The following is a 12,023-nucleotide window of genomic DNA, read 5'->3' as shown; positions in this document are numbered from 1 at the left end:
CCGTCAGGACTCCTTCTTGTGGTGCAGGGCCTTCTGCAGCCGGGCCACGACCGCCTCGCCGTATCTCCGGTGGCCGTGGACGCGCGGGTCGTCCGTCACGTCGTACCGCTTCACGTACGCGCCGAGGAAGGCCTGGAGGGTGGCGACGGCCGGAATGGCGATCAGCGCGCCGACGGCCCCGAGCAGCGCCGTCCCCGCGATGACCGAGCCGAAGGCCACCGCCGGGTGGATGTCCACGGTCTTCGAGGTGAGCTTCGGCTGGAGCACGTAGTTCTCGAACTGCTGGTAGATCACGACGAAGCAGAGCACCCACAGCGCGTACCAGGGGTTGACCGTGAAGGCGATGAGCATCGGCAGGGCGCCCGCCAGGTAGGTGCCGATGGTCGGGATGAACTGCGAGACCAGTCCGACCCACACGGCGAGCGCCGGGGCGTACGGCACGCCCAGGATCTCGAAGAGCACGAAGTGCGCGACGCCGGAGATGAGCGCCATCAAGCCGCGCGAGTAGAGGTAGCCGCCGGTCTTGTCGACCGCGATCTCCCAGGCCCGCAGGACCTCGGTCTGCCGGGCAGGGGGCAGGACGGAGCAGAGCGAGCGGCGCAGCCGGGGCCCGTCGGCGGCGAAGTAGAACGAGAACAGGAAGATCGTGAGCAACCGGAAGAGCCCGCCGAGGACGGTGGCGGAGACGTCGAGGACGCCGGCCGCGCTGTTCTGCACGTACTTCTGCAGCCAGTCGGAGCTCAGGAGGCTGTCCTGGACCTCGACGCGCGAGAGGTCCGTGTGGAAGTGCTCGTTGCTCCAGTTGATCAGGGAGTCGAGGTACTTGGGGAAGTTCTCGACCATGTCCACGATCTGGCCGGCCAGCATCGAGCCGAGGAGGACGACGAAGCCGACGCCGAAGACCATGACGGCGAAGAAGACGAGGAAGGTGGCAAGGCCGCGGCGCATGCCGCGCGCCGCCATGCGTCCCACCGCGGGCTCTATGGCGAGGGCGAGGAAGAAGGCCAGCAGGATGTTGACGAGGAGGCCGATGAGCTGGTGGAAGGCCCAGTTGCCCAGCTGGAAACAGGCGTAGAGGGCGAAGGCCAGCACGAGCGCGCGGGGCAGCCAGCGCGGCATCCGCGCGGCGCCGGCGGCCGACCCGCCGGCCGGGTCCGACGGCACGCCCGCCCCGCCCGACGGTACGGCTGCCGGAGCGGCGGGCGCGGCCGGCGGGACGCTCGCTCCCTTTCCCGCTGCTGCCGCCGCGTCGGCCGGGTCCGGGCCCCGGGAAGGCGTCACGTCGGGCACATCGTTCGGTTCGGTCTTGTCGCTGTCGTCAGTCGAGGCCACCCCGCCAGTCTCGCGCACCGCACGGACATTCCCCCCGCGGCCCCGCACATCCCCGCCAGTCAGCCCGCGGTCCGGGTTCCGGTCACCGCTTCTCGGCCGGTACGTCGGCGGCCGCGCAGACGGCACGCCACACGTCCTTCGCCTCCCAGCCGGCGTCCAGCGCCTCCCGTACCGTCCGCCCACCGAGCTCCGCCATCACGTGGTCTCGCGCGAAGGACTCGGCGTAGGACGGACCGAAGTGGTCGGCCATCCGTTCCCAGAAAATCGTCAACCGCATGACCCCAGTATCCCGCTCCCAAGAGTGCAGCCCGCCCCTCAGACCTTGTCTCCGGGCCTTTCCCCCCTACGGTCGGAGCATGGCCGAAAATCCCCACTCCTCCCCGCCCTCGACTCCCCTGGCGCGCGCCGAGCGTTTCGTCTGGCAGACGGCCCGCGTCCTCGAACAGCGCCGGTTCGCCTACCACTTCCTCCGCGGTGGCCCGGACCAGGTCGAGACGGCCCTCACGGCGTACCTGAACGAGGACGGCGGTTACGGACACGCGCTCGATCCGGATCTGCGCGGCCCGGTGAGCCAGCCGCTGCACACCGCGCACGGGCTGCGGGTCCTGGACTCCATCGGCCGCTGCGGCGGACTGCGCGTGGAGCGGATCTGCCGGTACCTCACGGAGGTGTCCACGCACGACGGGGCGCTCCCGGCGATCCACCCGTCCCAGCGCGGCTACCCCTCGGCGCCCTTCGTCACGGTCGTCGACTCCCCGCCGAGCGCGCTGCTCTCGACCGGCCCGGTGGTCGGCGTGCTGCACCGCAACCAGGTGTGGCACGCGTGGCTGTTCCGGGCCACCGAGTTCTGCTGGTCGGCCGTGGAGTCGCTCGAGAAGTCCCATCCGTACGAGATCCAGGCGGCCCTCGCCTTCCTGGACGGCGCTCCCGACCGCCCGCGCGCGGAGGCGGCCGCCGACCGGCTCGGACGGCTCGTCCGCGAGCAGCGGCTCGCCGTCCTGGACCCCGACCGGCCGGAGGACCACCCGGTCGCGGACGGGTACTACGCGCCGGACGAGCACCACTATCCGCACGACTACGCGCGCGTGCCGGACTCGCTGGCGGGGCGCTGGTTCACGGACGAGGAGATGGCCCGCTCGCTCGACCGGCTGGAAGCCGACCAGCAGGAGGACGGTGGCTGGCCGGCCCGCCGGCCGGCGTGGGCGCCCGGCTCGGCCCTGGAGTGGCGCCCGATCGTCACCGTCGAGGCGCTGCGCACCCTCCGGGCCCACGGCCGCGCGATCGACTGAGCGCCGCTGACTTCCGAGGTGGCGAGGGTACGGGGCCGGGCGGCGGCCCCGTCGGAGGCCCCCGTCACCACCCCAGGGCCCGGACCCCGGCCGTGACCGCGACGGCGGCGCCCACGACGACCAGGAACGGCGCGCGCAGGACGAGGGCGACGGCGGCCGCGGCGAGCCCGGCGGCCCGGGCGTCCAGGACGAGGCCGCCGCCCGCGCTGAAGGTCTGCTGGGCGGTGAGCGCGGCGAGCAGCGCGACGGGAAGCAGGGCGGCGAGCCGCTGGACGAGCGGGCGTTCCAGCGTCCCGGCGGGCACGAGCAGGCCGAGCAGCTTGACGAGGTAGCAGCCGGCGACGGTGAGGGCGATCGCGATCCAGACGTTCATCGGGATTCCTTCTCTCGTCCGGTGCGGGCGGTGCGCCGACCCTGGGCCCAGAGGACGGCGGGCGCGGCGAGGGCGGCGGCGAGAACCGGGACGCCGGCGGGCAGGACGGGCAGGAGCCCGAGGCCGAGCAGGACGGCGATCCCGGCGGTGGCGCGCTCGGTCGGGGACTTCAGCATGGGCGCGAGCAGGGCGAGGAAGACGGCGGGTCCGGCGGCGTCGAGCCCCCAGGCCCCGGTGTCGCCGATCGCCTCGGCGCCGAGCGCCCCGAGGAGCGTGGTCAGGTTCCACAGGACGTACAGGGTGAGGCCGGTGACGGTGAAGCCGATCCGGGCGGCCCGGCGGGTCGGCTGGGGGAGGGCGACGGCCGTGGTCTCGTCGATCACCCAGTGCGCCGCGAAGGGCCGGACGGCCTTCGGCAGGGCGAGGAGCTGGGAGAGCCGCAGCCCGTAGAAGGCGTTGCGGGTGCCCAGGAAGAAGGCGCCGGCGGCGGCCGTGAAGGGGTTGCCGCCCGCGGCGAGCGCTCCGACCAGGGCGAACTGCGAGGCGCCGGTGAAGACGAGCAGGCTCAGGACGCAGGTCTGGAGGAGGCTGAGGCCGGAGCCCGCCGAGGTCACGCCGAAGGCGAAGCCGGAGAGCCCGACGGCGACGCCGACGCCGAGCGCGTCGCGGACGACGGCCGCGTCGGACTTGACCGGGGAGTCGTCGCGTATGACGGGGGGTGCTGTCTGTTCTGCCACGTCAGGGACGTTACGGGGCGGGTGTCGTCCCGGTCTTGTACGTTCTTGCGCCGACCTGCGGGGACCGGCGTCCGGCGCCCCGCGCGCGCTGGTAGGCGCCCGGCGGCACCCCGACGCTGCGGGTGAAGTGCCGGCTGAGGTGCGACTGGTCGGTGAAGCCGACGGCGGCCGCCGCCTCCGCCGGGGGCGTCCCCGTGTCGAGGAGCCGCCTGGCCCGGCGTACGCGCGCGTCGGTGAGCCAGGTGTGCGGCGGCATACCGTACGCCTCGCGGAAGGCGCGGAGCAGGGCGAAGGGGCTGGTGCCGAGGTCCGTGGCGAGCCGCTCCAGGGTGGGAGGCTCGACCATCCCGGCCTCCAGGACCTCACGCGCGCGTGCCGCGTTCAGGGCGCCCGCCGAGCGGGGCGGGAGCGGGGTGACGAGTCCGCCGTGGCTGCGGAGCACTCGCGCGGTGACCAGACGCAGGAGGCTGTCGGCGGCGAGCGCGTTGCCCTCCTCCGCGGCCCGGTGGACACCGACGACAAGACGGGCGGCGTACGGGTCGTCGACGACGGGCGAGGTGAAGCCGGCCGTGCCGCGCAGGGCGAGGGTGTCGGCGGCGATCGACCGGACGATCTCCGCGTCGGGGTAGATCGTCCGGTAGGTCCAGCCCTCGGGCACGCCCGCGTGCCCGGTGTGCGGGGTGTCCGGATTGACGAGGGCGATCTGTCCGGGCCCGGCGTGCACGAGGTCGTCGCGGTAGTGGAAGGCCTCGACGCCCTCGGTGATCGCCGCGAAGACGAAGGTCTCGTGGGTGTGCCGGGCGAAGGCCTTGTGGATGTAGTGGGCGTGCAGCAGGTCGACCCCCGGCAGCTCGGCGTACCGCCAGTACCTCGCCCGCTCCCCGCTCGCGCCGCCCGTGTCCGTACCCCTTGCCATTCCCCCATTCTGCGCCCGGCCGGCGCCCCGCGACGATCGGGATTCCCCCAGGTCCGGGCCATTGTCAGTGGTCGGGTGCACGATGGGGGACATGGTCAGGTCCGCGCTCGACTCGTTCTCCCCCGCGACCCGTGGTTGGTTCACCGGGGCCTTCACCGCGCCCACGGCGGCGCAGGAGGGCGCCTGGAAGGCCATCGGCGCGGGCTCCGACGTGCTCGTCGTCGCGCCGACCGGCTCGGGCAAGACGCTGGCGGCGTTCCTCGCCTCCCTGGACCGGCTCGCGTCCTCCCCGCCGCCCGCCGAGGCGAGGAAGCGCTGCCGCGTGCTGTACGTGTCGCCGCTCAAGGCCCTCGCCGTGGACGTCGAGCGGAACCTGCGCTCGCCGCTGACGGGCATCCGGCAGGAGTCGGTGCGGCTCGGCCTGCCCGAGCCGGACGTCCGGGTCGGGATCCGCTCCGGGGACACCCCGCCGGCCGAGCGCCGGGCCCTCGCGACGCGGCCGCCGGACATCCTGATCACCACCCCCGAGTCCCTGTTCCTGATGCTGACCTCCGCCACGCGCGAGGCCCTGTCGGGCGTGGAGACGGTCATCCTGGACGAGGTCCACGCGGTCGCGGGCACGAAGCGGGGCGCGCACCTGGCCCTGTCCCTGGAGCGGCTCGACGAGCTGCTGCCCCGTCCGGCGCGCCGGATCGGCCTGTCGGCCACGGTCCGCCCGGTCGACGAGGTCGCCCGCTACCTCTCCCCCGGGCGCGCCGTGGAGATCGTGCAGCCGCCTTCGGGCAAGGAGTTCGACCTCTCCGTCGTCGTCCCGGTGGAGGACATGGGCGAGCTGGGCGGCTCCCCGGCCTCCGAGGGCAAGGACGGTGGGGACAAGCCGTCGATCTGGCCGCACGTCGAGGAGCGGATCGCCGACCTCGTCCAGTCCCACCGCTCCACGATCGTCTTCGCGAACTCCCGGCGGCTCGCGGAGCGCCTGTGCAACCGGCTCAACGAGATCGCGTACGAGCGGGCGACGGGCGAGCCGCTCCCCGAGGGCGCTCCCCCGGCCCAGGTCATGGCCCAGTCGGGGGCGGCGCAGGGCGCCCCGCCGCTGCTCGCGCGGGCGCACCACGGTTCGGTGTCGAAGGAGCAGCGCGCCCAGGTGGAGGAGGACCTGAAGGCGGGCCGGCTGCCCGCCGTCGTGGCGACCTCCAGCCTGGAGCTGGGCATCGACATGGGCGCGGTCGACCTCGTGGTGCAGGTCGAGTCGCCGCCCTCGGTCGCCTCCGGGCTCCAGCGCGTGGGCCGGGCCGGCCACCAGGTCGGCGCCGTGTCGACGGGCGTGGTCTTCCCCAAGTACCGGGGTGACCTGGTGCAGGCGGCCGTGGTCACGGAGCGGATGCGGTCGGGCGCGATCGAGTCCATGCGGATCCCCGCCAATCCCCTCGACGTGCTCGCGCAGCAGCTCGTCGCGATGGTCGCGCTGGACACCTGGCAGGTGGACGACCTGCTCGCGGTGGTGCGCCGCGCGGCCCCGTTCTCGTCCCTTCCGGAGTCGGCGTTCACGGGCGTGCTGGACATGCTGGCCGGCCGCTACCCCTCGGACGCCTTCGCCGAGCTGCGCCCGCGCGTGGTCTGGGACCGGGTCGCCGGGACGGTCACGGGGCGGCCGGGCGCGCAGCGGCTCGCCGTCACCTCGGGCGGCACGATCCCCGACCGCGGCCTGTTCGGCGTCTTCCTGGCGGGCTCGGACCCCAAGAAGGGCGGGGGCAGGGTCGGCGAGCTCGACGAGGAGATGGTGTACGAGTCGCGGGTCGGCGACGTCTTCACGCTCGGCACCACCTCATGGCGGATCGAGGACATCACCCGGGACCGGGTCCTCGTCTCCCCCGCGCCCGGCGTTCCGGGCCGGCTGCCCTTCTGGAAGGGCGACCAGCTGGGCCGTCCGCTCGAACTGGGACGGGCGGTGGGCGCGTTCCTCCGCGAGGTCGGTGCCCTCGGCGACGAGGACGCGCGCCTGCGGCTGCTCGCCGCGGGCCTCGACGCCTGGGCCGCGGAGAACGTCCTGGCGTACCTCAAGGAGCAGCGCGAGGCCTGCGGCCATGTGCCGGACGACCGGACGATCCTGGTGGAGCGCTTCCGTGACGAGCTCGGGGACTGGCGGGTCGTCATCCACTCCCCGTTCGGCGCGCAGGTGCACGCCCCGTGGGCTTTGGCGCTCGGCGCGCGGCTCGCCGAGCGGTACGGCATGGACGCGCAGGTGATGCACGCGGACGACGGCATCGTGCTGCGTCTCCCGGACGCCGACCTGATGGGCCTGGACATGGGCCTGGACCTGCTCGATCACGAGCCGGTCGACCCGGGCCGCCACCTGGACAAGACGTACGACGCGGACAAGGCGCCCGTCGGCGCGGCCGACGCCCTCTTCGACCGGGGCGAGATCGGGCAGATCGTCACCGACCAGGTGGGCGGCTCCGCGCTGTTCGCCTCCCGCTTCCGCGAGTGCGCCGCCCGCGCTCTCCTGTTGCCCAAGCGCAACCCCGGCAAGCGCACCCCGCTCTGGCAGCAGCGGCAGCGCGCGGCCCAGCTGCTCCAGGTGGCGAGCGAGTTCGGCTCGTTCCCCATCGTTCTGGAAGCCGTCCGCGAGTGCCTCCAGGACGTCTTCGACCTCCCGGGCCTGACCGAGCTGATGGGGGACATCGAGGCCCGCCGGGTCCGGCTCGTCGAGGTCACCACCCCCGAGCCCTCGCCCTTCGCCCGCTCGCTGCTCTTCGGCTACGTGGCGCAGTTCCTGTACGAGGGCGACTCACCGCTCGCCGAGCGGCGGGCGGCCGCGCTCTCCCTGGACTCGCGGCTGCTCGCGGAGCTCCTCGGCCAGGCGGAGCTCCGGGAGCTGCTCGACCCCGAGGTCCTGGCGGAGCTGGAGCGGGAGCTCCAGTGGCTCACCGAGGACCGGCGGATCAAGGACGTGGAGGGCGTCGCCGACCTGCTGCGGGTCCTGGGACCGCTGACCGGGGCGGAGCTGGCCGAGCGCGGCGCCCAGCCGGCCTGGGCGCCCGAGCTCGGGGCGGCCCGCCGCGCGATCCAGGTGCGGATCGGCGGCCGGGACCACTGGGCGGCGATCGAGGACGCGGGCCGGCTCCGGGACGCCCTGGGCACGGCCCTGCCGGTCGGCGTGCCCGAGGCCTTCACCGAGCCGGTCAAGGACCCGCTGGGCGACCTGCTCGCGCGGTACGCGCGCACGCACGGCCCGTTCACCTCCTCCCAGGCCGCCGACCGCTTCGGCCTCGGCGCGGCCGTCACCGACGGCGCCCTCCAGCGCCTCGCCGCCTCGGGCAGGGTCGTCCAGGGCGAGTTCCATCCCTCCGGCATCGGCCAGGAGTGGTGCGACGCGGCCGTCCTGCGACGGCTGCGGCGCCGCTCCCTCGCGGCCCTGCGGCAGGAGCTGGAGCCGGTGCCCCCGGCCGCTCTCGCCACCTTCCTGCCGCAGTGGCAGCACCTGGGGAGCAACAGCCTGCGCGGCATCGACGGCCTCGCGCGCGCGATCGAGCAGCTCCAGGGCGCGCCGGTCCCGGCCTCGGCCCTGGAGAAGCTGATCCTGCCGTCCCGGGTCCGGGACTACTCCCCCGCGCTGCTCGACGAGCTGACGACCACCGGTGAGGTCGTGTGGGCGGGTGCGGGCGCGCTGCCCGGCAAGGACGGCTGGGTCTCGCTCTACCTCGCGGACGCGGCCCCCCTGCTCCTCCCACCGCCGCACCCGCTGGAGCTCTCGGCGCTGCACGAGTCGGTGCTCACGACCCTCTCCGGCGGGTACGGCCTGTTCTTCCGGCAGATCGCCGACCAGATCCGGGCCACCACCCACCCGGACGCCACCGATCCGCAGCTCGCCGACGCCCTCTGGGACCTGGCCTGGTCGGGCCGGCTCACCAACGACACCCTGGCACCGCTGCGCGCGTTCCTCGGTTCGGGCCGCACGGCGGGGTCCACCGCCCACCGCGCGCGGCGCACGGTCCCGCGCGGCCGGTACGGCACGCTGACCGCGTCCGCCCGCCCCGTGTCCCGCACCGGGCCGCCCACGGTCTCCGGCCGCTGGTCGCTCCTCCCGCCCGCCGAACCGGAACCGACCCACCGGGCGCACGCCCTCGCCCGCACCCTCCTGGACCGGCACGGAGTGGTCACCCGGGGCGCGGTGGCCGCCGAGGGTGTGGAGGGCGGTTTCTCGGCGACGTACCGGATCCTGGCCGCCTTCGAGGACAGCGGGCAGGCCCGTCGGGGCTATGTAGTGGAGGGTCTCGGGGCGGCGCAGTTCGCGATGGACGGGGCGGTGGACCGGCTGCGTGCGGCGGCGACCGCCCGCGACCGGGGGGCCGAGGCGGCGGCCGGGCCGCGCGCGCTGGTCCTCGCCGCCGCCGACCCGGCGAACGCCTACGGCGCGGCGCTGTCCTGGCCGGAGCCGCCGACGGGTGCCGGGCACAAGCCCGGCCGCAAGGCGGGCGCGATGGTGGTCCTCGTCGACGGCGAGCTCACGCTCTACATGGAGCGCGGCGGCAAGACGCTGCTGTCCTGGCCGACGGACCCGGAGGACCCGGCGCTGAGAGCGGCGGCGGAGGCGCTGGCGGCGGCGGCCAAGGCGGGGACGCTGGGGACGGTCACGGTGGAACGCGTCAACGGCACGGCGTCCCTGACGTCCCCCCTGTCCCGCCCCCTGGAAGCGGCCGGCTTCCTGGCCACCCCCCGAGGCCTCCGCCTCCGCCCCTGACTCCCCGGTGGGGCTCCCCTGCACCCCCGGTCCGTGAAGCGTGCCGCCCAAAGGACCGGGCCCACCTCGGCCCGTCCTCGCGACACAATGGTCCCGTGCCCGAAGGAGATACCGTCTGGCTGGCCGCCCGTCGCCTGCACACCGCGCTCGCCGGCCATGTCCTCACCCGAGCCGACCTCCGCGTGCCCCGGTTCGCGACCGCCGACCTCACCGGCCGGACGGTCCTCGACGTGACCCCGCGTGGCAAGCACCTGCTCGCCCGCATCGAGGGCGGTCTGACCCTCCACTCACATCTGCGGATGGACGGCTCCTGGCGGGTGTACGCCACCGGGCAGCGCCCGCACGGCGGCCCCGACCACCAGATCCGGGCGATCCTCGGAAACGAGGAGCACACCGCGTACGGCTACCGCCTCCCCGTCCTGGAGCTCATCCGTACCGCCGAGGAGTCCCGCGCCGTCGGCCACCTCGGCCCGGACCTGCTCGGCCCGGACTGGGATCCCGAGGAGGCCGTCCGGCGGCTCGGCGCCGACCCGGAGCGCACGCTCGGCGAGGCCCTCCTCGACCAGCGCAACCTGGCGGGCATCGGCAACGTGTTCAAGTCGGAGCTGGCGTTCCTCGCCGGCGTCACCCCCTGGCTCCCGGTGGGCGAACTCTCCCCGGAGGTCCCGGCCCGCCTCGTCGCCACGGCCCACCGTCTCCTCGACGCCAACAAGGACCGCCCGGAGCGGCGCACCACGACGGCCCGCCACCCCCGCACCCCGCTCCACGTCTACGGCCGCGAAGGCCGGCCCTGCCTCCGCTGCGGCACCGCGATCCGCAAGGCGGAGCTCGGCGACCGGGTCACGTACTGGTGCCCGGGGTGCCAACGGGGCCCCGACGGAGACCGCCCCATCAATTGACGACCCGTCAGATACGGTCGTACGGTCGGCACATGACGAGGACCCTTCCGGCGTACGACCTGACCGGCCGCACCGCGTTCGTCACCGGCGCGGCGAGCGGCATCGGCCGCGCCACCTCGGCCCTCCTCGCCCAGGCCGGCGCCGCCGTCCACTGCGCCGACCGCGACGAGGACGGCCTCGACGAGACCGCAGCCCTGATAGCCCGTCAGGGCGGCACCGCGCACGCCCACCCCCTGGACGTCACCGACCGGCCCGCGCTGGCGGCGGCCGTCCGCGCCGCCGGTCCGCTCCACGTGATGGCCGCCATCGCGGGGATCATGCACACGAGCACGGTCCTGGAGACCCGGGAGGAGGACCTCGACCGCGTCCTCGCCGTCAACTTCAAGGGCGTGCTCTACGCGTGCCAGGAAGCGGCCCGTTCGATGATCGCCTCGGGCGTCCCGGGCTCGATCGTGACGATGGCCTCGGGCGCGATGGACACCGCGAGTCCGGGCCTGCTCTGCTACAGCGCCACCAAGGCTGCCGTCGTCCAGCTGACGAAGACCCTGGCGACGGAGGCGGGCCCGCACGGCATCCGCGTCAACGCGGTCGCCCCCGGCTGGATCCGTACGCCGATGACGGACCGGCACGAGCCGGCCGCCCAGCAGCAGGCCGAGGCCGCGATGGTCCGTCACTCACCGCTGGGGCGGGTCGGCGAGGCCGAGGACATCGCGCACGCGGTCCTGCACCTCGCCTGCGACGCCTCCGCGTTCACGACCGGCCAGATCCTCCGCCCCAACGGCGGCGTCGCGATGCCCTGGTGACGACTCGGACGAACGAGCCCGGAAGACCTGCAGAGGCGGTCCCACCGCGACGCCCCGACGACGACGCCACATGCACCGGAAGCAGGCTGAGCCCCCAGCCGCCCGCGGCCACCGCGCCCTCGACCGACCCGGTCTCCCCGGGCAGAAGAAGCAGGCGCAGCACCGCCCACCACCAGAGCCCCCCGGCCGCGATGCCGCACGCGAGCAGCGCGAGCGTCACCAGCGGAACCCGTCGCCGTACCATGGCCGCCTCCTGCGGTCGACGCTAGACCGGCAGGATCACCCTGCGGGAGGGCGCACCGGAGTCAACCCCGGCGCACACGGCCCAGTCGTACGTCCCTCCCACCATGGCACGCCGGACCGGAACCCGGCATCTCAGGAGAATCCCGCCAGGGCCTGGACCAGAGCCCTGCACCCGGAAGCCCCGAGCCGACGCCCTGACCCCAAAGCCCCGGACCAAGCCCCGGCCATGAGAAAAGCCCCGGTCAGCGCCCTGTGAACAGGCACCGACCGGGGCTTCGCCCCACTTCGGTTCAGGCAGCGACGACGTCCACCGCTTCCGCGGGCGCCTTGATGGTCACCCGCTCGGTGGGCACACCGGCCACCGACGTCACCGACACCGAATTGAGCCTCGGGCGGACCGGTGTCGGCACCGGTTCACTCGACGCTGCGGACTGGGCCAGTTCGGCGAGCGACAGCTCGTCGCTCACTTCGCGCATGAGCTCGGACATCCGTACGTCCAACGCGTCGCAGATCGCGGAGAGCAGCTCGGAGGATGCCTCCTTCTGCCCCCGCTCCACCTCGGAGAGATAGCCGAGCGAGACTCGGGCGGACGAGGAGACTTCGCGCAGAGTACGGCCCTGGCGCTGGCGCTGCCGACGCAGCACGTCACCCAGCAGGCGACGGAGCAGAATCATCGGTGGCTCCCTCCTC

Annotated in this window: 11 protein-coding genes; 4 read left to right on the top strand and 7 right to left on the bottom strand. The window is 74.2% G+C overall.

Translation table 11 applies throughout. From position 1 onward, the window contains the following. Positions 1 to 3: 3 nt before the first annotated feature. Together ACZ51I_RS29930 and ACZ51I_RS29925 are read right to left on the bottom strand one after the other, a co-directional pair. Positions 4 to 1,119 carry an AI-2E family transporter gene (locus tag ACZ51I_RS29930; RefSeq protein WP_468882225.1) on the bottom strand — a complete coding sequence of 372 codons (1,116 nt, stop codon included), beginning with the start codon at positions 1,117 to 1,119 and terminating at the stop codon, positions 4 to 6. 295 nt (positions 1,120 to 1,414) lie between these two features. Continuing rightward, the gene (locus ACZ51I_RS29925) at positions 1,415 to 1,609 is read right to left on the bottom strand and encodes a DUF3046 domain-containing protein (protein ID WP_468882044.1); all 195 of its coding nucleotides are present in this window, start codon (positions 1,607 to 1,609) and stop codon (positions 1,415 to 1,417) included. 79 nt (positions 1,610 to 1,688) lie between these two features. On the opposite strand from ACZ51I_RS29925, the gene ACZ51I_RS29920 reads away from it, so the two are divergent. Continuing rightward, a complete protein-coding gene (locus ACZ51I_RS29920) occupies positions 1,689 to 2,621 on the top strand; it encodes a hypothetical protein (protein ID WP_468882041.1) in 933 nt (310 codons plus the stop codon). A 64-nt stretch (positions 2,622 to 2,685) separates the two neighbouring features. On the opposite strand, the gene ACZ51I_RS29915 is transcribed toward ACZ51I_RS29920, so the two are convergent. Genes ACZ51I_RS29915 through ACZ51I_RS29905 form a run of 3 tightly spaced genes read right to left on the bottom strand, consistent with a single transcriptional unit; the run spans position 2,686 to position 4,647 of the window. Then, positions 2,686 to 2,994, bottom strand: coding sequence for an AzlD domain-containing protein (locus ACZ51I_RS29915; RefSeq protein WP_468882038.1), 309 nt, complete (start codon positions 2,992 to 2,994; stop codon positions 2,686 to 2,688). Further along, the gene (locus tag ACZ51I_RS29910; protein WP_468882035.1) at positions 2,991 to 3,731 is read right to left on the bottom strand and encodes an AzlC family ABC transporter permease; all 741 of its coding nucleotides are present in this window, start codon (positions 3,729 to 3,731) and stop codon (positions 2,991 to 2,993) included. The genes ACZ51I_RS29915 and ACZ51I_RS29910 overlap by 4 nt, the downstream gene beginning before the upstream one ends. A gap of 10 nt (positions 3,732 to 3,741) precedes the next feature. Next, complete coding sequence (locus tag ACZ51I_RS29905; protein ID WP_468882033.1) at positions 3,742 to 4,647, bottom strand: AraC family transcriptional regulator; 906 nt, start codon at positions 4,645 to 4,647, stop codon at positions 3,742 to 3,744. Between the two features lie 91 nt (positions 4,648 to 4,738). Between ACZ51I_RS29905 and ACZ51I_RS29900 the strand changes: the two genes are divergently transcribed. The 3 genes from ACZ51I_RS29900 (at position 4,739) to ACZ51I_RS29890 (ending at position 11,090) form a co-directional block, all read left to right on the top strand. Then, positions 4,739 to 9,388, top strand: a complete 4,650-nt coding sequence (locus ACZ51I_RS29900; protein ID WP_468882030.1) for an Lhr family ATP-dependent helicase — start codon at positions 4,739 to 4,741, stop codon at positions 9,386 to 9,388. 95 nt (positions 9,389 to 9,483) lie between these two features. After that, entirely contained in the window at positions 9,484 to 10,287 is an 804-nt protein-coding gene (locus ACZ51I_RS29895) for a DNA-formamidopyrimidine glycosylase family protein (protein WP_468882028.1), read from the top strand. 32 nt (positions 10,288 to 10,319) lie between these two features. Next, a complete protein-coding gene (locus tag ACZ51I_RS29890; RefSeq protein ID WP_468882025.1) occupies positions 10,320 to 11,090 on the top strand; it encodes an SDR family NAD(P)-dependent oxidoreductase in 771 nt (256 codons plus the stop codon). Here ACZ51I_RS29890 and ACZ51I_RS29885 read toward each other — a convergent pair. Continuing rightward, positions 11,038 to 11,334 (bottom strand): hypothetical protein, encoded by a 297-nt coding sequence (locus tag ACZ51I_RS29885; RefSeq protein WP_468882022.1) that lies wholly within the window; start codon positions 11,332 to 11,334, stop codon positions 11,038 to 11,040. The two genes, ACZ51I_RS29890 and ACZ51I_RS29885, sit on opposite strands and share 53 nt — an antisense overlap. A 289-nt stretch (positions 11,335 to 11,623) precedes the next feature. Continuing rightward, positions 11,624 to 12,007, bottom strand: a complete 384-nt coding sequence (locus tag ACZ51I_RS29880; protein WP_468882019.1) for a helix-turn-helix domain-containing protein — start codon at positions 12,005 to 12,007, stop codon at positions 11,624 to 11,626. Positions 12,008 to 12,023 lie beyond the last annotated feature (16 nt).

It is taken from the genome of Streptomyces sp. NPDC034084 (assembly GCF_055575535.1).
The sequence above is the reverse complement of the archived record's forward strand: the minus strand, read 5'-3'. Positions and strand labels throughout refer to the sequence as shown.

Bases quoted from the DNA above. Each gene is read 5' to 3' on its own strand.
- ACZ51I_RS29915 (WP_468882038.1), bottom strand. From the start codon at position 2,994: ATGAACGTCTGGATCGCGATCGCCCTCACCGTCGCCGGCTGCTACCTC.
- ACZ51I_RS29900 (WP_468882030.1), top strand. From the start codon at position 4,739: ATGGTCAGGTCCGCGCTCGACTCGTTCTCCCCCGCGACCCGTGGTTGG.
- ACZ51I_RS29885 (WP_468882022.1), bottom strand. From the start codon at position 11,334: ATGGTACGGCGACGGGTTCCGCTGGTGACGCTCGCGCTGCTCGCGTGC.
- ACZ51I_RS29925 (WP_468882044.1), bottom strand. From the start codon at position 1,609: ATGCGGTTGACGATTTTCTGGGAACGGATGGCCGACCACTTCGGTCCG.
- ACZ51I_RS29930 (WP_468882225.1), bottom strand. From the start codon at position 1,119: ATGCCGCGCTGGCTGCCCCGCGCGCTCGTGCTGGCCTTCGCCCTCTAC.
- ACZ51I_RS29880 (WP_468882019.1), bottom strand. From the start codon at position 12,007: ATGATTCTGCTCCGTCGCCTGCTGGGTGACGTGCTGCGTCGGCAGCGC.
- ACZ51I_RS29905 (WP_468882033.1), bottom strand. From the start codon at position 4,647: ATGGCAAGGGGTACGGACACGGGCGGCGCGAGCGGGGAGCGGGCGAGG.
- ACZ51I_RS29920 (WP_468882041.1), top strand. From the start codon at position 1,689: ATGGCCGAAAATCCCCACTCCTCCCCGCCCTCGACTCCCCTGGCGCGC.
- ACZ51I_RS29890 (WP_468882025.1), top strand. From the start codon at position 10,320: ATGACGAGGACCCTTCCGGCGTACGACCTGACCGGCCGCACCGCGTTC.